Origin of the sequence: Streptomyces rubellus (assembly GCF_036323805.1) — a bacterium.
GTDB lineage: Bacteria > Actinomycetota > Actinomycetes > Streptomycetales > Streptomycetaceae > Streptomyces.
The window spans coordinates 205,763-223,049 of record NZ_JAZDCX010000003.1 but is presented as its reverse complement, the minus strand read 5'-3'; the positions used below and the strand labels follow the sequence as shown (position 1 = coordinate 223,049).

14 protein-coding genes, 1 tRNA gene and 1 pseudogene are annotated in these 17,287 nt (G+C 71.2%); 12 read left to right on the top strand and 4 right to left on the bottom strand.

Translation table 11 applies throughout. The features are described 5' to 3' along the window. Window positions 1-396, top strand: coding sequence for a hypothetical protein (locus tag V1L54_RS05050; RefSeq protein ID WP_443076481.1), 396 nt, complete (start codon window positions 1-3; stop codon window positions 394-396). Between the two features lie 155 nt (window positions 397-551). On the opposite strand, the pseudogene V1L54_RS05045 reads toward V1L54_RS05050, so the two are convergent. Beyond that, window positions 552-1,268, bottom strand: a pseudogene (locus tag V1L54_RS05045) (lytic polysaccharide monooxygenase auxiliary activity family 9 protein); the annotation flags it as partial. A gap of 401 nt (window positions 1,269-1,669) precedes the next feature. Beyond that, window positions 1,670-2,209, bottom strand: coding sequence for an NUDIX domain-containing protein (locus V1L54_RS05040; protein ID WP_330116629.1), 540 nt, complete (start codon window positions 2,207-2,209; stop codon window positions 1,670-1,672). Window positions 2,210-3,950: 1,741 nt separating this feature from the next. Between V1L54_RS05040 and V1L54_RS05035 the strand changes: the two genes are divergently transcribed. From V1L54_RS05035 to V1L54_RS05005, 7 genes are all read left to right on the top strand, one after another. After that, window positions 3,951-5,381 (top strand): phenylacetate--CoA ligase family protein, encoded by a 1,431-nt coding sequence (locus tag V1L54_RS05035; protein WP_330116628.1) that lies wholly within the window; start codon window positions 3,951-3,953, stop codon window positions 5,379-5,381. Then, entirely contained in the window at window positions 5,378-6,358 is a 981-nt protein-coding gene (locus V1L54_RS05030; RefSeq protein ID WP_330116627.1) for a branched-chain amino acid transaminase, read from the top strand. Before V1L54_RS05035 ends, V1L54_RS05030 begins: the two co-directional genes overlap by 4 nt. A gap of 226 nt (window positions 6,359-6,584) precedes the next feature. Then, window positions 6,585-7,241 carry a hypothetical protein gene (locus tag V1L54_RS05025; RefSeq protein WP_330116626.1) on the top strand — a complete coding sequence of 219 codons (657 nt, stop codon included), beginning with the start codon at window positions 6,585-6,587 and terminating at the stop codon, window positions 7,239-7,241. A gap of 812 nt (window positions 7,242-8,053) precedes the next feature. Next, entirely contained in the window at window positions 8,054-8,347 is a 294-nt protein-coding gene (locus tag V1L54_RS05020) for a Dabb family protein (RefSeq protein WP_330116625.1), read from the top strand. A 93-nt stretch (window positions 8,348-8,440) separates the two neighbouring features. Further along, window positions 8,441-8,857 (top strand): DUF2000 domain-containing protein, encoded by a 417-nt coding sequence (locus tag V1L54_RS05015; protein WP_330116624.1) that lies wholly within the window; start codon window positions 8,441-8,443, stop codon window positions 8,855-8,857. A 158-nt stretch (window positions 8,858-9,015) separates the two neighbouring features. Then, a complete protein-coding gene (locus V1L54_RS05010) occupies window positions 9,016-10,002 on the top strand; it encodes an ornithine cyclodeaminase family protein (protein WP_330116623.1) in 987 nt (328 codons plus the stop codon). 28 nt (window positions 10,003-10,030) lie between these two features. Continuing rightward, window positions 10,031-11,155 carry a histidinol-phosphate transaminase gene (locus V1L54_RS05005; protein ID WP_330116622.1) on the top strand — a complete coding sequence of 375 codons (1,125 nt, stop codon included), beginning with the start codon at window positions 10,031-10,033 and terminating at the stop codon, window positions 11,153-11,155. Window positions 11,156-11,183: 28 nt separating this feature from the next. Here the strand turns inward: V1L54_RS05005 and V1L54_RS05000 are convergent, their stop codons facing one another. Continuing rightward, window positions 11,184-11,636, bottom strand: coding sequence for an Lrp/AsnC family transcriptional regulator (locus V1L54_RS05000; protein WP_330116621.1), 453 nt, complete (start codon window positions 11,634-11,636; stop codon window positions 11,184-11,186). Between the two features lie 140 nt (window positions 11,637-11,776). Between V1L54_RS05000 and V1L54_RS04995 the strand changes: the two genes are divergently transcribed. Next, a complete protein-coding gene (locus tag V1L54_RS04995) occupies window positions 11,777-12,805 on the top strand; it encodes a DMT family transporter (protein WP_330116620.1) in 1,029 nt (342 codons plus the stop codon). Window positions 12,806-14,241: 1,436 nt separating this feature from the next. Here V1L54_RS04995 and V1L54_RS04990 read toward each other — a convergent pair. Beyond that, window positions 14,242-14,313 (bottom strand) — tRNA-Arg (locus V1L54_RS04990). A gap of 161 nt (window positions 14,314-14,474) precedes the next feature. On the opposite strand from V1L54_RS04990, the gene V1L54_RS04985 reads away from it, so the two are divergent. The 3 genes from V1L54_RS04985 (at window position 14,475) to lysA (ending at window position 17,273) form a co-directional block, all read left to right on the top strand. Beyond that, window positions 14,475-14,909 (top strand): response regulator, encoded by a 435-nt coding sequence (locus V1L54_RS04985; protein WP_330116738.1) that lies wholly within the window; start codon window positions 14,475-14,477, stop codon window positions 14,907-14,909. A gap of 82 nt (window positions 14,910-14,991) precedes the next feature. Next, window positions 14,992-15,810: an arginine--tRNA ligase gene (locus V1L54_RS04980; RefSeq protein WP_330116619.1), complete on the top strand. Its 819-nt coding sequence runs from the start codon at window positions 14,992-14,994 to the stop codon at window positions 15,808-15,810. Window positions 15,811-15,881: 71 nt separating this feature from the next. Further along, a complete protein-coding gene (lysA, locus tag V1L54_RS04975) occupies window positions 15,882-17,273 on the top strand; it encodes a diaminopimelate decarboxylase (RefSeq protein ID WP_330116618.1) in 1,392 nt (463 codons plus the stop codon). Window positions 17,274-17,287 lie beyond the last annotated feature (14 nt).

Genomic DNA, 17,287 nt, shown 5'->3' with positions numbered 1-17,287 from the left:
GTGCCCACCTCCACCGGCGCGGCCCGGGCCATCGGGCAGGTGCTGCCCGCTCTGGACGGGAAGCTCACCGGGACGGCGCTGCGGGTGCCGGTGCCGGTGGGCTCCCTCACCGACCTGACCGCCCGCGTCGGCAGGCCGACCAGCGCGGCGGAGGTCAACGGGTTCTTCGCCGAGGCCGCCGCCGGGGGGCCGCTCGCCGGGGTGCTGCGCTACGCGGACGCGCCGCTGGTCTCCAGCGACATCGTCGGCGACCCGGCCTCCTGCGTCTTCGACTCGCAGCTGACCCAGGTCACCGGCGGCGGGCGGCAGGTGAAGGTCTTCGGCTGGTACGACAACGAGTCCGGCTTCGCGCACCGCGTCCTGGACGTGGCGCGCCTGGTGGGCGCCCCGGCCTGACGGCCGTCAGGCCGGGGCGGGGCGGGAGCGAGCCGGGAACGGGAGAACCCCGCCGGGCGGCGCCCGGCGGGGTTCGCGGGGAGCGGTCGGTGGCCCGGTCACGCGGGACCTACGTCACCGGACCGCCGGCCTCCCCTCGGCTCAGTGCGTCACCAGGTGACGTTGCCGTTGCCGCCGTCGAAGACGACGTCGGAGCAGGAGTAGAAGTTCTCCTGGCTGTCGGAGCGGGCCCAGTGGACGTAGAGGATGTGCTGGCCGGACCGCTGCGGCAGCTGGACGTTCCAGTAGTAGTGGCCCTCCTCGGAGCCGACGGCGCCCGACTGCGGCGGGTTGGTCACCGTGCTGATCTTCTCCAGGTCACCCCAGGCCAGGGCCTTGTTCGGGGACCAGCCCTGCTTGGTGATGTACACGTCGAACTTGCCCGGGTGGTGCGCCCAGTTGCTGTGCTTGAGCCTGATGTTGGCGCCCGAGGACAGGTGCGTCTTGGGCCAGTCGGCGCGGGCCGCGTTGTAGGCGGAGAACTGGAACGGACCGCGGTCGCCGCCGCTGCACAGCTTGCCGTCGGGGATGTAGCCCGTGGTGCGGCCGCCGCCGTTGGAGTCGAGCACGGCGAACCAGTTGTACAGACCGGCGGTGCCGTTCTGCTGGACCGCGGCGGCACAGGCGGGGTTGGAGGGCGTCTGGTGCCCGTTCCTGACCAGGTCCTTGTAGCACAGGTAGGTGCGGGAGCCCGGGTCGATGGTGGCGCCGTGGGCCGCCGCGGGGGTGGTGGTCGAGGCGGCGGTGACCATGGCGAGTCCGGCCGCGCCCAGGAAGGTCAGGAGGCGGGGCGCACGGAGCAGGCCGCGCCGACCGCTGTGTCGAGTGGTCATGTGGGGGGTCTCCTTCGGAGTGCGGATGACCGACGACATCGGCCCGCCGACGTCAGAGCGGGCCGACCGCAACCCGTCGTCGGGGTTGTACAGCAGTGCGGGAGCAGTCCGGGTCGGTGCGGCCGGCGGGCGGAGTGGGGTCTGTCCGGCGGACGCTCGATGGGAGCGCTCCCAGGTAACCAACGTATCGCCCGTGTGGCGCATCGGTAAACGCCTTGTTGCCCATCTGCCGCCGCCCGCAAGGAAATTGGCCGGACCGTGTACTGGACGGAACGGCGGGCCGCCGCGCCGCCCGGCCCTCCGGTGCTTCATGACCAGGGCACATGACGACCCGTCATCCCGCCCTCACGGATCCGGAACGTACCCTTCCAGCCGCCACCGGTCACCGCCGCCGGCCGCCGTCACCCGAGGGGCGCGGCGCCCGCCCCGTGCTCCCCGGCCAGATACGCCCGCAGCGCCTCGGTGTGCGCGGGGAAGGCCAGCTCGACGGGCTCCTGGAGCACCAGCCACTCCGTCGCCTCGGCCGTGGGTGCCGACGGCGGGAGCGAGGCCGCGTCCCGTGCGGGCAGCAGACCGAAGACCAGCAGCGTCCTGGGCGAGCTGTGGGCGTCGAAGAGCCGCATCCGTCCGGCGTCGGCCTCCAGCCCGGTCTCCTCCCACAGCTCCCGTACGGCAGCCTGCTGCCAGGTCTCGCCCAGCTCCATGTAGCCGCCGGGCAGGGCCAGCTCGCCGCGGAAGGGCTCGATGTCCCGCCGTACCACCACCACCCCCCGGCCGCCGCCCGCTGTGGTGACGGGCTGCAGCGCGACCGCCACGGGCAGCGGGTTCGCCCAGCTCGTCTCCCCGCAGCCGGCGCAGTCCCGGGGCCATCCGGCGTTCTCCGGGTAGCCGGTCCCGCAGTACGGGCAGTGGGTGATGATGCGGCCGGGGGTGAATCCCATCGCTGACCATGCCTTTCGGACGCGCCCGTGTGTTCCGGACCATCGGGGACTGCCTGGACCCTACTCCGGCAGCCCACTCGGTTCCCGGCCGTGCGCGGTCGCACCGGTGCACCCGGCCCGCTCACGGGTCCGCTCCGCGATGCGGCAACCGGCCGCCGCGCCCGCGGCGGCGACTCCCGGTGGCTTGAGGGCCGGGCCCGGCCGCCGGCTCCCGGCCCGGCCGGTGCCCTTGGGCGACTCTCCCGGTTCTCCGCGGACGTCCTGTTCGCCGGGGTGCCCTTCCCGGACCGGCGGGAGGGCGTCACCCGCCTCCACCGCGGCCGTTCCTCCGCGGCCGACGTGGGCGGTGATCTCCCCGGGCCTTCTCCGGAACGTCCGCGGCCGGTTCCCGGACGGACGGAAGACGGCCCCCCACCGTGTTCGTGGTTCGTACGGGCGTCATCGTACGGGGGCCGCGGTCCGGGAGCGGATCGACCGGCGGGGGAGGGGGTACGCGGTGGGCCGGCACCGCCCACCCCGCTGCGTCGGCCCGCCGGCGTCGGTTCGACTCGCGGGGCGGCCGTTTGCCGGCCCACCGCGCGGAACGCCGGGTGGCGTTACCGCTCCGGCTTCGGACACGGACCCCCGCAGGGAGGCGTACCACGGCCCGCGGTGGCCGGGTGACGCCGTTGCTGCGGGCCGCCGGCGCCTCGCTCACCCGCGGGACCGCCTCGGGCATCCGTAACATTTCACCTGCTTCCTCTCCGTTCGGAAAAATCATCTGGTCTCCCGTTTTCCCCGAGTGGCAACCTGTTCCGTCGGTGCCGGGACGTGTGCTGATTTCCGCTATGCGGACCGTCCGGTTCCTGTTGTGTGGGCCGCGCAGGCGCGGTTCATTCAGTTCACGCCAAATCAATGACAGAAGAACTTCCCGGAAAGTTCGTTTCTCCGGGTGCCCGGCGCTCATGTAGGAAATTCCCTTTTGACTGCCCGGTGGTCGGGGGAGCGGCGCGATTTTTGCGTGACGCGTGCCACAGCTACCTGTGGGTAGGTCGGGAAACTGCGGGTGAAGGATATTCGGAACCGGATGTTCCGCCGCAATGACGTGGCTGTCAGGTGGGTGTTTTCGGCCAGCCTGTGCCGGGGTCAACGGAGGAGGCGGCCCTGCGGCCGGCCGGGCCGGAAACTCCTTGACGACCGGTGCGGGATCGTGTTTCCCTTCTGGTGGAAGGGGTTATGAATCCGTTGCGGAACCGATGGATTTCCGGGCCCTACTTCCAGTGTGGGGCTTTCTGGAACCGCACGATGCACTGTGCGGAGACACGGTGCAGTAGGGGGAAGCGAATCTCTTGACCAGGAACACCATGCCGTCTCGCCTCAGTGAGGGTGTCAGTCGTGGCGATTCGGGAGTGAAGAGGGGCGAACAGGTTTCCTGTGGGCGCCCCGGGGGGAAATCCGAAATTCTGAAGTGGGCTGCGGGACGCAATGTCGCGGACCGTGTCGAAGCCTGTGACCTCACAGCCGTCGGAACATCCGAGAGTGGAGAGTTCCCCGCCGCGCCGCATGCGGCGTCCCGATCGCCGAGGGGTGCGCGGACGTGGTGGTAAAACAGTGGCCGGGCGGCCGCCGGCCCTGAGCGGGCCCCGTCTGAAAGCGCCTTTCGTCGCACTTTTATCTTTCTTTCGCGCCCTGTGCCGGGCATGTCAAAAAGCACCGCAGACGTCGGCCCGGTATCGGCTGGAAACCACGCAAGGAGACATCCTTGTTCACCCTCTTCAATGAAGAGCTGAACCGATTCGCCCGTGATACGCTCCGCGCGCACCGGGAGTTCGAGGCCGGAAAGTGGACCTCGGAACGGCTCGCGGCGCACCAGCTCGACCAGTTGAGAGACGTACTCCGCTACACCAGGGACAACTCGCCCTTCTACGGCGAGAGACTTGCCGGGCTCTCCGACGAGAGAATCGGCCGGTTCGCCCTCGGGGACCTCGGGGACCTGCCGTTCACCACGAAGGACGATCTGCGGCAGAACATGCTGGGGACCGCCTCACAGCCGGTCACCGACAGCTGGGTGTTCTACGAGACCACCGGCACCACCGGGCCGGCGACCCCCTGCCCCCGGAACAACGTGGACTCCATCGTCAACAACACAGTGCTCTCGCTGTGCTACGACACGGTGCTCCGGCGGCACGACGGCCCTCATCTCGTAGCCGTGATGGGGCCGACCGAACTCCACTCCACCGGGGACACCTTCGGCGACGTGTTCCGCAACCTCGGCCACACGGTGGCCAAGATGTGGCCGCACTCCCCGGTCGTCGGCTACCGGCGCGCCCTTCAACTCCTCCGGGAGATGCCGTTCACCGGTCTGGTCTGCACGCCGGGCATGGCGATGGCGCTGGCCAAGGAGGCGCGACGGGCCGGCCTCGACCCGCGGCGGGATCTCTCAGTCTCCTTCCTGCTGCTGGTGGGCGAGCTGCTGACCCCGGCCCTGGCGGCGAACATCGGCTCGTTGTGGGACGCCACGGCGTACAACAGCATGTACGCCTCGCAGGAGGCGTCGATCCTCGCGGCCGTGCGCGACGACGAACTGCTGCACACCGCCCCGCTCAACGTCTGCTACGAGGTGATCGACCCGAACTCCGGAACCCCGGTGCAGGCCGGGCCAGACGGTGCCGTCCAGGGCGAACTGGTGATCACCCACCTGTACCGCGGCAGCAAGCCGCTGATCCGCTACCGGACCGGCGACATGGTGGTGATGCGGCCGGCCGGGACCGGGGCCTCCTACCCCTCACCCCTCCTGCGGCCGCTGGGCCGGGTGCGGGACCGCTTGACGCTGAACGGCAACACGGTCCACGCCTTCGACCTCGAACAGCTCGTCCTCGGCCGGCTCACCGGTTGCCAGGGCTACCAGGTCGTCATCGACCGGATCGAAGGCGTGGACACCTTGACCGTGCTGCTGGAGACGGCCGATTTCGCCGACCGGTCCGGCACCGGTACGGGCGCCCTCCGCGCCGACCTGATGGAACGTTTCGGCACGCCCGCCGAGATCCGGTTCACCGACGACCTCGGCGCCATCACCACCACCGGCGCGATGGTCAGCTGGAAGGCGGCCCGCATCCACGACCGGCGCACCGCGGAGCCCGAGGCGGAGCGGCTGGCCGCCCTGGCCATCGCCGGACAGCGGGAGGTGCGGTGAAGAACGGAACCGGGGGAACCGGAACGCTCGGCGAGCGTCCCACCGCCGCCGCGACGCCCTGGCTGTACCTGGACGGCGACTTCGTCCGGATGTCCGAGGTCCGGCTGACCCCCTCCATCCAGGCGCTCAACTACGGAACGGGCGTCTTCGAAGGCATCCGGGCCTACTGGAACAGCGCACAGCAAGAGCTGTACGCCCTGCGGCTGAGGGACCACTACGAGCGGTTCGCCGACTCCTGCGGCTTCCTGCGGCTCGATCTCCCCGCCAGTGCCGACGAACTGGTGGACGTCACCGTGGACCTGCTGCGGCGCAACGGCCACCGCGGGCACACCTACATCCGCCCGCTGGCCTACAAGCGGTCCTTCGAGCCCGGTGTCCCGTTCGGGGTGAAACTGCGCGGGGTCACCACCTCCCTGTCGCTCCACACCGTTCCGATGGGCAGCACGGTCTCCGGGCTGGGCCTGCGGTGCGGGGTGTCCTCCTGGCGCAGGATCCCCGACACCTCCCTGCCCGCGCGGGCGAAGATCACCGGTGGCTACGCCAACAACGCCCTGGCGGTCGACGAGGTGCATGCCGCCGGCTTCGACGAAGCCATCCTGCTCAACCAGGCGGGGACCGTCGCCGAGGCCAGCACGTCCAACGTGTTCCTGGTGCGGCGGGGGGAGCTGGTCACGCCGCCGCCCAGTGCCGACATCCTGGAGGGCATCACCCGGGCCTGTGTGACCGAACTGGCCCGCGACGAACTCGGCACGGTCCCGGTGGAACGGGCCGTCGCCCGGTCCGAGCTGTACACCGCGGACGAAGTCTTCCTCACCGGGACGGGCATCGAGATCCAGCCGGTGTGCGAGGTGGACGGCCGCAAGGTCGGCCGCGGCGTCCCGGGTCCGGTCACCACCCGGCTGAGGGAGCTCTACCACCGCGCGGTGCGGGGCGAGGACGACAGGTACCGTCACTGGCTCACTCCGGTGGAACTGTGACCCCTTCCGCGGCTCTCCCGTCGCGGGCCTCCTCCCTTCTCTCTCCGCTCGCCGTCCGGGTGTGCCCCGACTCGACCACCAGCTAGGCATGTCCCTGCCAAAAAGGCGGATGGTGCGGCCCGGCCTGACCGTCCGGGCCGCACCGCGACCGCTCCACACGTTCAGCGCGGACCATGCAGACACTCACCGGGGGAAAGAACCGGGAACGCCAAGGGGAACCGGCACCATGAACCAGACACGTGAACCGTTGATCGACATCCTGCTGTCGTACGGATCCCAGCGGGAGGGCATCGTCACCCTGGGCCCCGCGGGCACCAGCAGTGAGGCGGCGGCCCGCCATCTGAGCGGCCTGCTGAGCGCCCACAACGGGTGCGAGACCGTCATCTCCCTGTACGACGACTACGAGAGGGCGGGCGACGCGCTGCGCAGGGAGGAGGGGACCTTACTCCTGGTCGCCAACGCCTATGCCGCGATAAGCCAGTTCTATATGGACCCGGAGCTCTCCCTGGCCGGGGCGTTCGTCTTCGACACCCCGCAGTACGGACTCGCCGCGCGTCCCGGGGCGAAGCTGACGGACCGGGTGCGGGTGGCGAGCCACCCCGCCCCCGTACCGCTGATCGAGCAGTTGATCGGCCCGGGGGTCACCGTCTCGGGGGTCACTCACACCAACTCCACCAGCGCCGCGGCCGCCACGGCGAGCAGGGGGGAAGTCGACTTGGCGCTCACCACCGCTCCCGCCGCGGCCGCGCACGGCCTGACCTTCGTCACCCGTACCCGTGACATCCGGATGCTGTGGTCGGTGTTCACCTCCCGGAAGCGGGCCCTCCAGACGGCCGGCGCGGACACCGTGGCCGTCCCGGGAGCCGTTCCCCTGGCGGGCTAGCCGCGGTGCCCGCGCCGGTCCGCCGGATCGGCGGCCCGACCACCGGCGTGGGCATCTGCCGGAAGGCCGCCGAGGTGCGCACGTCGCGATCCCCGGAGCCGCGTCGGACGGTCGAGCACAAAGTCGAGCACAAAGGCGTACGGGTGCCCGGTGCCGCGGACCACCGGCTGGACCGGGAAGTCCTCCACACCGGGCATGCCGACGGGGCGGAGCCGGAGACGCGGGCCGGATCGCGGTCGGCCCGCCGTGCATCGCGCCGGAGAAACGCGACAGGAACCGAATCAAGTTCGTTCAGCACTGAATGCCTCTCTCGATTACCGAATGGAATTCGGAAGTTGTGTGTCTCCCCCGCAGAAGTGACTAGATTGGCGCGGCATCCCGGGCAGTCCCGCAGCGCCTCGCCCGGCAGCCCGCCGTTCCATTTGCTCAGCCGGGCATCGCGGGCCTGCCGGCGGCGTGCGCCGGACGGCTCGGCCCGGCAGGGAGGAACAGTGGCCAGCGGTACCGAGAACATCCGGGACCGGCGGACGGGACCGCGTCCGGACCGGACCGCCCGTGCTCCCCGCCGTCCGGGTGGTGCGGCGTCAGGACGTTCGCCGACGCGGCCGGGCGCACCCGTGCGCTTCCGGAGGCGGTGGCCGGCGCGGCAGCCGCCGAGCCGGCCGGGGACCCCGGCGGACGCCTGCCCGGACGGGCGCTCCCCGACCGCAGCCGCCTGCCCGACCACTCCCTCGGCGACCGGCGGTCCGCCGCCGTGCGCGACGAGGTCCCCGAGAGCCGAAACCCTTCCCCCCCGTACCAGGAGGACGCCTGTGATCCGCCACTACGTGCTGTTCAAGTTCAAGCCCGGCGTCTCGTGGGACGACGACAGAGCCCGGCAGGCCGAGCAGATCGCGGCCAAGGTGGGCGGCGAGGTACCGGAACTCCGGGAGTGGACCGTCGGACGCAACATATCCACCCGGCCGATCGCGTACGATTTCATCGCCGTCGGTTTGCTGGACGACATGGAGGCCGTGGAGCGCTATTTGGTGCACCCCTTCCACCAGAGAGCCATCAGCGCCTGGCGTGAGATCAGCGACTGGGTGATCGCGGATGTCGAAGAATGAGCTCCGGACGCACCCTTGAGAGATCCGTGGGTTCTTCCGTGAATGGCATCCGGATTCTGTACGAGTGCGAGAGATGAAGAAATGGGGAGACCCGTGGGGTACCAGTTCGAAAAGTGTGCCATCGTCATCGACAAGGAGCTTCCCGCAGGGCTGGCGATGAACACCGTCGCCGCGCTCGCCTTGTCGGTCGGGAAGTTCGTCGACGGCATCGTCGGCGACGACGTGAAGGACGCCGACGGCCGACCGCACACGGGTATCACCTCGATCCCGCTGCCCGTCCTGAAGGCCGATGCCGGGGAGTTGCGCGACGTCGCGGTCCGGGCGGTGGGCGCGAGCGATGTCTTCGTCGTCGACTTCACCTCGGTGGCCCAGTCGTCGCGGTCGTACGACGAGTACACGCGCCGCACCGCCGAGATCCCCACCGGCGAACTCCCCTACATCGGAGTGGCCCTGTGCGGCAGCAAGAAGGCGGTGGACAAGATCACCGGGAGTCTGCCGCTGTATCGCTGACGCCGGCCGCGGCAGTCCGCCCGCCGGCCCGAGTCCGGCCCGCCCGGGGCTTCCGTCCGCCCGGCCGGGGCCGGCCCGCCCCCGACCCCGGCCGGCCCCGCCGCGCGCCGCACCTGCCCCGGTCTCCCGTGAACGACGAGGAAGGAAGACGCCCGCCCATGCTCCTGATCGACCGCGCCACGGTGCGCCGGGTCTACCCGATGGAACGCGCCACCGAGGTCATGGCCGAGGCCATGCGCCGCTACAGCTCCGGCCTCGTCGACCAGCCGCTGCGCACCATCCTGCGCCCGGAGCGCGACAGCGGACTGCTCGGCACCATGCCGGGCTTCGTGGCCGGTGAGGGGCAGGCCGGGTACGGGCTGAAGGCCATGGTGCTCAAGCCGGAGAACCCGGCACGCGGCCTGGACCTGCACATCGGGGTCGTCATGGTCTTCGATCCGGAGACCGGCGCCCCGCTCGCCCTGATGGACGCGGGTGCCGTGACGGCCATACGTACAGCCGCGGTCTCCGCGGTGGCGACCGACGCGCTGGCCCGGCCCGACGCGGGGGACCTGGCGATCCTCGGCTCCGGGGTGCAGGCCCGCAGCCACCTGGAGGCCATGGCCGTGGTCCGTGAGCTCCGTCGGGTACGGGTGTGGAGCCGCACCCCGGCCAACGCCGAGGCCTACCACCGGTGGGCCGCGGAGGAACTAGGCATCGAGGTCGAGGTCACGGGCCACCCGGCCGCCGCCCTGGCCGGGGCCGATCTCGTGTGTACCACGACCGCCGCCAAGGAGCCGCTCGTCGAGGCCGACGCCCTCGCCCCGGGCGCCCATGTCAACGCGGCGGGCGCCTCCTTCGTCGACCATCGCGAGCTGTCGGCGGAGGCGGTGGCGCGGGCGGCGTTCTTCGTGGACAGCCGTCAGTCGGCGCTTGCCGAATCCGGTGACCTGAAGGCGCCGCTGGACGCCGGGCTGGTCGGGCCCGAGCACATTCTCGCCGAGCTGGGCGAAGTGCTGCTCGGCCGCCATCCGGGCCGCCGCGGCGAGCGGGAGATCACCGTCTACAAGTCGCTCGGGCTCGGGGTGCAGGACATCATGTCCGGCTTCGCGATCGCCGAGGCGGCCGCCGCCCAGGGGCTCGGCCAAGCCTGGGACCAGGACTGAGGAGACCCGAGAGGAAGTAGAGCCAGCCATGAGCACAACGAGTACGACAAGCGCCCTGAGCGCACCCGGCGCCCCGGGCGCGCTCGCCCCCGCGCCCCGCCCGGTGCTCGCCGGTATACCGGCCTATGTGCCCAAGCCTCCGGCCCCGCCCGCCGAGGGCCCCTCCCACCGGCTGTTCCTCAACGAGAACCCGTACCCGCCACTGCCTTCCGTCCGGGAGACCATCGCCCGGGCGGCGGCGCAGACCAACCACTACCCGACCATTCACCCCGAGCGCCTGATGGATGCCCTTGCCCGGCGGCTGGACGTCCCGCCCGGGCACCTCGTCACCGGCCCGGGCTCGGTCGGCATCTACCAGCAGATCGGCCAGGCCATGCTGGAGCCGGGCGACGAGGTCGTCTACGCCTGGCCCTCGTTCGAGGCGTATCCGATCGTGGCGCGGATGGCGGGGGCCGTCCCGGTGGAGGTGCCGCTCGTCGACGGCGTTCACGACCTGGACGCCATGGCCGCCGCCATCACCCCCAGGACCAGGGCCGTCTTCCTGTGCGAGCCGAACAACCCCACCGGCACGGCCGTCGGCACCGCCGAACTCAAGCGGTTCCTGGACCGGGTGCCCGGCGATGTCCTGGTCGTCCTGGACGAGGCCTACTTCGAGTTCTCCCGCTCGCCGAACGCCTCCGACGGCGTGGAGTTGCACCACGACCGGCCCAACCTGCTGACGCTGCGCACCTTCTCGAAGGCATACGGTCTGGCGGGGCTGCGCGTCGGCTACGGTGTCGCCCAGCCCGCGATAGCCGGGGCACTGCGCAAGTGCGCCGTGCCGTGCGGGGTGGGCCGCATAGCCGAGGAGGCCGCGCTGACCGCGCTGCGCGTGCGGGCGGAACTTTTCGAGCGGGTGGAGCGGATCGTCGCGGAACGGGAGCGGACCCGCGAGGCGCTCCTCGGGCTCGGCTGGGAGGTGCTGCCCAGCGAGGCCAACTTCCTGTGGCTTCCGGCGGGCGAGGCCTCGGAGTCGGTGGCGGAGGAGTGGGAGCGGCGCGGCCTGCTGGTCCGGGCCTTCCCGCGCAGCGGCCTGCGGGTGACCGTGGGCAGTCCCGAGGTGAACGACCTGCTGATCACGGCGGCGGCCCAGACCGCGCCACCGTCCCGGTGACCGGCTCGCGAGGGGTCCGCACGGCGCGTCACATCGGCCTTATGACTTTCTTGCGCATGTGCCCGTAGACCACCGATGTCCGTACGTCGGCGAGCTCCGGACGCTTCGTCAGCTTGTCCAGGACCACCGCGTGCAGATGGTCGGTGTCGCGGACGGCGACGTGCACCAGGAAGTCGTCGTTTCCGGTGAGGACGAAGAGCGATATCACCTCGGGCATCCGCTCCAGGAAGGCTTGGAAGGCCTCGATCACCGCACGCGTCGGCGGGCGGACCCGTACGGCGATCACGGCCTGCAGTCCGCGGCCGATCTTCGCGAGGTCGGCCTCCGCGTGAAAACCTGTCAGTACGCCGCGCTCGCGCAGCGCCCGGATCCGTTCCAGACAGGTGGACGGGGCGATACCGAGCGCTTGGGCCATGTCCCGGTTGGTGCGCCGACCATCCTCCTGGAGCATCCGCACCAACGCCGAATCTAGTTCGTCCATACTCGCCTCGCGCTGCCGGATTCCGAAGGTGATTCGGATTGTAGGCGCTATCGTCGATGATCTTGCTAGCCTTCTTCCTGATTGGTTGACGTTCGTTCGGTCACGGCGTGTTCGGTGGTAGTGGGGAGAGTCGACTTCAGATGAGTGAGCGCGGGCCCGGCGCGGGGGCGGTGTGCGCGGTTGTGGCGGCCGCGCTGTTGTGGAGCAGTTCGTACGCGGTGACCAAGCAGGTGCTGGAGGACGTCGGCCCGCTCAGCATCGGCGCCGTCAGGTTCACCCTGGCGGCCTTACTCCTGGGCGTGATGGTGCGGATGAGCCGGCACCGCCCGGTCCGGCCGGACGCACCGCAGCGGCGGCAGCTCTACCTGAGCGGATTCCTCGGCATCACCGTCTACTTCATCCTGGAGAACGTCGGCGTCGATCTCTCCACGGCGTCCGACGCGTCCCTGATCGTGGCCACGTACCCGCTGATGACGATGCTGCTGGAACGGGTCCTCTTCCGCACCCGGATGCCGCCGCTGCGTGTGACGGGCGTCTTGCTGGCCACCGTCGGCGCCTTCCTCGTCGTACGCAACGGCGCCCAGGTCGGCGGAAGTTCACGGTGGGCGGGGGACATCCTCCTGCTGCTCGGCGGGTTGACCTGGGCCGGGTACAACGTGCTCGGCAAGCGCGCGAGCACCGGTCAGAACGCCATGAGCGTCACGTACTACCAGACCCTGGCGGGGGCGGCCGGATTCCTCCTCGCCTCCCTGGTGGAGGCCGGCGACTGGCGGATGCCGGGCCTGACCGCCTCGTCGCTGCTCGTCTACCTGGCAGTGGCCTGCTCGGTCGGGGGCTTCCTGCTCTACAACTACGGGCTGCGCAGGATGGCGTCGAGCGTCGCCGTGAACATCCTCAACCTGGTCCCGGTCTTCGGCGTTCTCGGCGCCGTCGTGATCAACGGGGAGTCGATCCGGCTGGCCCAGGTGGCGGGCGGCGCCATCATCATCGCCGGGGTGGCGCTGGGCATGATCGAGCGGGAGCAGAAGGTCATGGTGAAACCGGAGGCGGGAGAGGCCGGTCTCTCCGGGGCCGCGACCGCCCGGGCCGGGGCAGCGGCCGGACCTGCGCCGAACGGGCCCGGAGCCGTTGTGTCAACCGTCCGGGAACCGGGTGACGAAGCCCGGTAGCCGCGGTCGGCCGCCGTCTCGGGGTCTGGGTCCAGGATCCCCCACCCGACAGCCGACTGTTCCTCCTCCGCCGGCCCTCCGTCCCGGAGCCGACGTCCGGGTGCGGGCGGGGCGAGACTGGAGCCTCCCCGGTGATCCACCGGTTCTTCGCGACGAAGGAACCGAGGCGCTTCATGCGTCGGCCGCGACATGGAACGGGAAGTCCTCGGCACCTGTCCCGGCAGGGCTTCGGCGTAGTCGGCTGACGTCCGGTTCCTGGCGGACGGCCAGGTCGGGCGGGGCCCGATGCAGAACAGGCACGGACGCCCGTGATCACGGAGTTCTCTACGCCCTGTGCTCCTGGGAAACCCGTGTCTGCCGACGCATCGCTGAGCTACTCGAAGACGCTCAAGACAACGCCTGACAGACGGCACCCGAGCGGAGGGCAGAGCCCAACCTGCTCATGCGAGTAGGTTGGGCTTCGCCGCGGCCTGGGCAGGACTTCTCTGCGTCAGTGTCAGGGGGATCGACGGTGTGGGAGCAGTTGCCTGCCTTGGCTGGTGTTGTCGTAGGAGCTGCTGGCTCCTACGTAGCAACCAGCTTGACAGAGCGGAGCCGGTGGCGACGGGCCAGAGCCGAGCGCTGGGACCAGAAGAGGTTGGACACCTACGCGTCCTACGCGAACACTCTGAAGCATCAGATAAACATCGCGCAGCGTATGGGGGCCGCAAGAGGGTTCCAGCATGCTGTGGACCCTTTGGATCCGGAGCAGGGCCTGGAGCAGCTCGTTGAGGCTGAGGCACAGCGTGCAGCCGAATGGGAATCCGTGCTGCTTGTTGGGGACGCTGAAACCATAGGGGCGGCTCGTAGGTGGCACGAGGCCGTATGGAACGTCGAGCTGTATGCGCGCGGGCTGAGGGATGACCCTGCTGGATGGGAGAGGGCGGTTCGGCAGGTGAGCCAAGCGCGTGATGCCTTCTACGCTCTCGCGCGACGTGATCTGGGTATTTCGGGACCGCCTCCACCATCTGGTAACTGGCCCCGTGCCTGGCAGCGGGAGGACGAGGCGGGCTGAAGAGGAGCAGTTGATGAGGCGAGGGCTCACCTGCTTCCGTAGCAGGTGAGCCCTCGCATCCAGGAGTAGCCGGCTTCCAGCGAGGTCTGTACCGTGCGTGCGGCTGCCTTCCGCACCGCCTCTGCTCCCATAAGTTCGGTTCTCAGGCCTTGGACGTCCCGGTGACGCCTGTTGAAGCGACGGGTCGAGCGCGCCACGCCGGAGATGACCACGCCGCAGCTTCTCGCCCCTGACCTGCGGCGACTCTCCTGCGGTCCTGTCCACGAACAGTCCGCGGCTCCCGACATCAGGCCGCATCCGGTGGCACACGGCTGCGCACACAGCAACGCCCCGCATCCAGCTTTCTGGCTGGTGGCGGGGCGTCTCGGCACCTTCTGCGAGGTGCCCCCGGCAGGATTCGAACCTGCGCACACGGCTCCGGAGGCCGTTGCTCTATCCCCTGAGCTACGGGGGCGTCGTCGGCGGTGATCGCGTCGACGGGTAGAACACTACCAGCTTCCGGGGGGTGGGTCGGAACAGGTTTCCCGCGGCGGGTGCGGGTCGCGGTGCGGGCGGAAAAAGGGAAAACCCGGGCGCGGCGGGAGGCGGGGGCCTACTCTCGTGTATGTGCCTGGCGTGCCCGGCCGGGTCCTTGTGGTGGACGACGACAAGGCCATCCGGCAGCTGATCAGGGTCAACCTCGAACTCGAAGGCTTCGAGGTCGTGACCGCGGTCGACGGTGCCGAGTGTCTGGAGATCGTGGAGCGGGTGCGGCCCGACGTGATCACCCTCGACCTCGTGATGCCCCGGCTCGACGGTCTGCGGACCGCCGAGCGGCTGCGCGCCCGCGAGCGGACGCGGGACGTCCCGCTGGCGATCATCAGTGCGTGCACCCGGTCCGAGCTGGACGGGGAGCGGATGCGGGCGGCCGGGGTGGACGCCTTCCTGGCCAAGCCGTTCGACCCCACCGGGCTGGTGCGGCTGGTGCGACGGCTGGCCGCCGGGGCGTCGGGGACGCCCGGGACGGGTGAGCCGTACGGGGCGGACTCCGCCGTACGGCCGCTGGGCTGAGCGGGTACGGACGGTGTGAGGTGCGTGTCATCCCGCGAAACACGTTCGCGTACCCCGCCCCCTCCTCCCATACCCTTGTCCCGTGACTCCCGCCCAGCTCTCGCGCACCGTGCTGCGCACCGTGCGCCGTGCCGCCGGCGACGGCGCGCTGGGCGCGCTGCCCGCGGACGCGCTGGGCGCCCTGGACGGGCCGGCCGCGCGGATCACCGTGGGCCGGCCGCCGCACCCGGGCCGCGGGGACTACGCCACCAACGCCGCGCTGCGGCTGGCCGCCGTCACCGGACGGCCCGCCCACCGGGTCGCCGAGGTCCTGCGGGAGCGGCTGGCCCGGGAGGAGGGCATCGCCGAGGTGGCGGTCGCCGGGCCGGGTTTCCTCAACATCACCGTCGCGGACCGCGCCCGGGCCGCCCTGGTGGCCGCCCTGGCCGCCACGGACGGCGACGCGCCCGTGGCGGAGTCCACCGACCCCGCCCGCGACCTGCGGGGCTGGGCCGCCGCCACCGGCGTACGGCCCCCGGTGGAGCAGCGGGAGGGCAACCCCCTCTTCCTCGTCCAGTACGCGCACGCCCGCACCCGGGCGCTGCTGCGCAACGCGCGCGACCTCGGCTTCGGACCGGAGCCCGGGGCGGACGGCCACCCGTACGACGGGCCGCGGGAGCGGGAGCTCCTCGGGCTGCTGGCCGAGTACGAGCGGATCGCCGCCGCCGGGTCCGCCCGGCTGGCCCGCCACCTGACGGCGGTCGCCGACGCCTTCCTCGACGTGCACGCCTCCGTGCTGCCCGCCGGGGAGCGGAAACCCCGGGCCGCCCACCGTGCCCGGCTGGCCCTCGCCCAGGCCACCGGGGCGGTGCTGGCCGGCGGCCTGTCCCGGCTGGGCGTCACCGCACCCGCACACCTCTAGCCGAGTTCAGCCGGATTCAGCGGAATCCAGCAGGATTCGGCCGGATCCCGACGGAAAGTACCGAAGCCACCATGAGCCGTTCCGCACACCCCGCCGGACCCCGCCACGCCGATGTGCTCCCCGAGGGGCACTACACCCCGCCGCCCGCCGACCTCAACGCCCTCGACCCGCGCATCTGGGCCCGTACCGTCACCCGCGGCGAGCGGGGCGTCACGAGTGTCGGCGGGCTGGACGTGATCTCGCTGGCCGAGGAGTTCGGCACCCCCGCCTACGTCCTGGACGAGGACGACTTCCGGGCCCGCTGCCGGGCCTGGCGCGAGGCCTTCGGCGCGGAGGCCGACGTGTTCTACGCCGGGAAGGCTTTCCTGTGCCGCGCCGTGGTGCGCTGGCTGACGGAGGAGGGCCTCAACCTCGACGTCTGTTCCGGCGGCGAGCTGGCCACCGCGCTGGCCGGCGGGATGCCGCCCGAGCGCATCGCCCTGCACGGCAACAACAAGTCCACCGCCGAGCTCGAGCGGGCCGTCGGGGCCGGGGTCGGCCGGATCGTGGTCGACTCCTTCCAGGAGATCGCCCGGGTGGCGGCCGTCGCCGAGCGACTCGGGAGGCGCCAGCGGGTGCAGATCCGGGTGACGGTGGGCGTGGAGGCGCACACCCACGAGTTCATCGCCACCGCCCACGAGGACCAGAAGTTCGGCCTGGCGCTCGCCGGCGGGCAGGCGGCCGAGGCGGTGCGGCGGGTGCTGAAGCTGGACAGCCTGGAGCTGATCGGTCTCCACTCCCACATCGGCTCGCAGATCTTCGACACGGCCGGCTTCGAGGTCGCCGCACGCCGCGTGGTGGGCCTGCTGCGGGACGTCCGCGACGAGCACGGCGTGGAGCTGCCCGAGATCGACCTCGGCGGCGGGCTCGGCATCGCCTACACCGCCGACGACGACCCGCGCGAGCCGCACGAGATCGCCAAGTCGCTGCACGACATCGTCGCCCACGAGTGCGAGGCCGCCGGGCTGGCGCTGCCGCGGCTGTCGGTGGAGCCGGGCCGGGCCATCGCCGGGCCGACCACCTTCACCCTGTACGAGGTGGGCACCGTCAAGGAGCTGCCGGGCCTGCGCACCTACGTCAGCGTGGACGGCGGCATGTCCGACAACATCCGTACCGCGCTGTACGACGCCGAGTACACCGTGGCGCTGGTCTCCCGTACGTCCGACGCCGCGCCGGTGCTCTCGCGGGTGGTCGGCAAGCACTGCGAGAGCGGCGACATCGTGGTGCGGGACGCCTTCCTCCCCGCCGACCTGGCCCCCGGCGACCTGCTCGCCGTCCCGGCCACCGGCGCGTACTGCCGCTCCATGGCGAGCAACTACAACCACGTCCCGCGGCCGCCGGTGGTGGCGGTCTCGGGAGGGCGGGCCCGGGTGATCGTCCGGCGGGAGACGGAGGAGGACCTGCTCCGGCTGGACGTGGGGTAGCGGGGGGCCGTCCG

Bases quoted from the DNA above. Each gene is read 5' to 3' on its own strand.
- V1L54_RS05040 (WP_330116629.1), bottom strand. From the start codon at position 2,209: ATGGGATTCACCCCCGGCCGCATCATCACCCACTGCCCGTACTGCGGG.
- V1L54_RS05025 (WP_330116626.1), top strand. From the start codon at position 6,585: ATGAACCAGACACGTGAACCGTTGATCGACATCCTGCTGTCGTACGGA.
- V1L54_RS05010 (WP_330116623.1), top strand. From the start codon at position 9,016: ATGCTCCTGATCGACCGCGCCACGGTGCGCCGGGTCTACCCGATGGAA.
- V1L54_RS05005 (WP_330116622.1), top strand. From the start codon at position 10,031: ATGAGCACAACGAGTACGACAAGCGCCCTGAGCGCACCCGGCGCCCCG.
- V1L54_RS05000 (WP_330116621.1), bottom strand. From the start codon at position 11,636: ATGGACGAACTAGATTCGGCGTTGGTGCGGATGCTCCAGGAGGATGGT.
- V1L54_RS04995 (WP_330116620.1), top strand. From the start codon at position 11,777: ATGAGTGAGCGCGGGCCCGGCGCGGGGGCGGTGTGCGCGGTTGTGGCG.
- lysA (WP_330116618.1), top strand. From the start codon at position 15,882: ATGAGCCGTTCCGCACACCCCGCCGGACCCCGCCACGCCGATGTGCTC.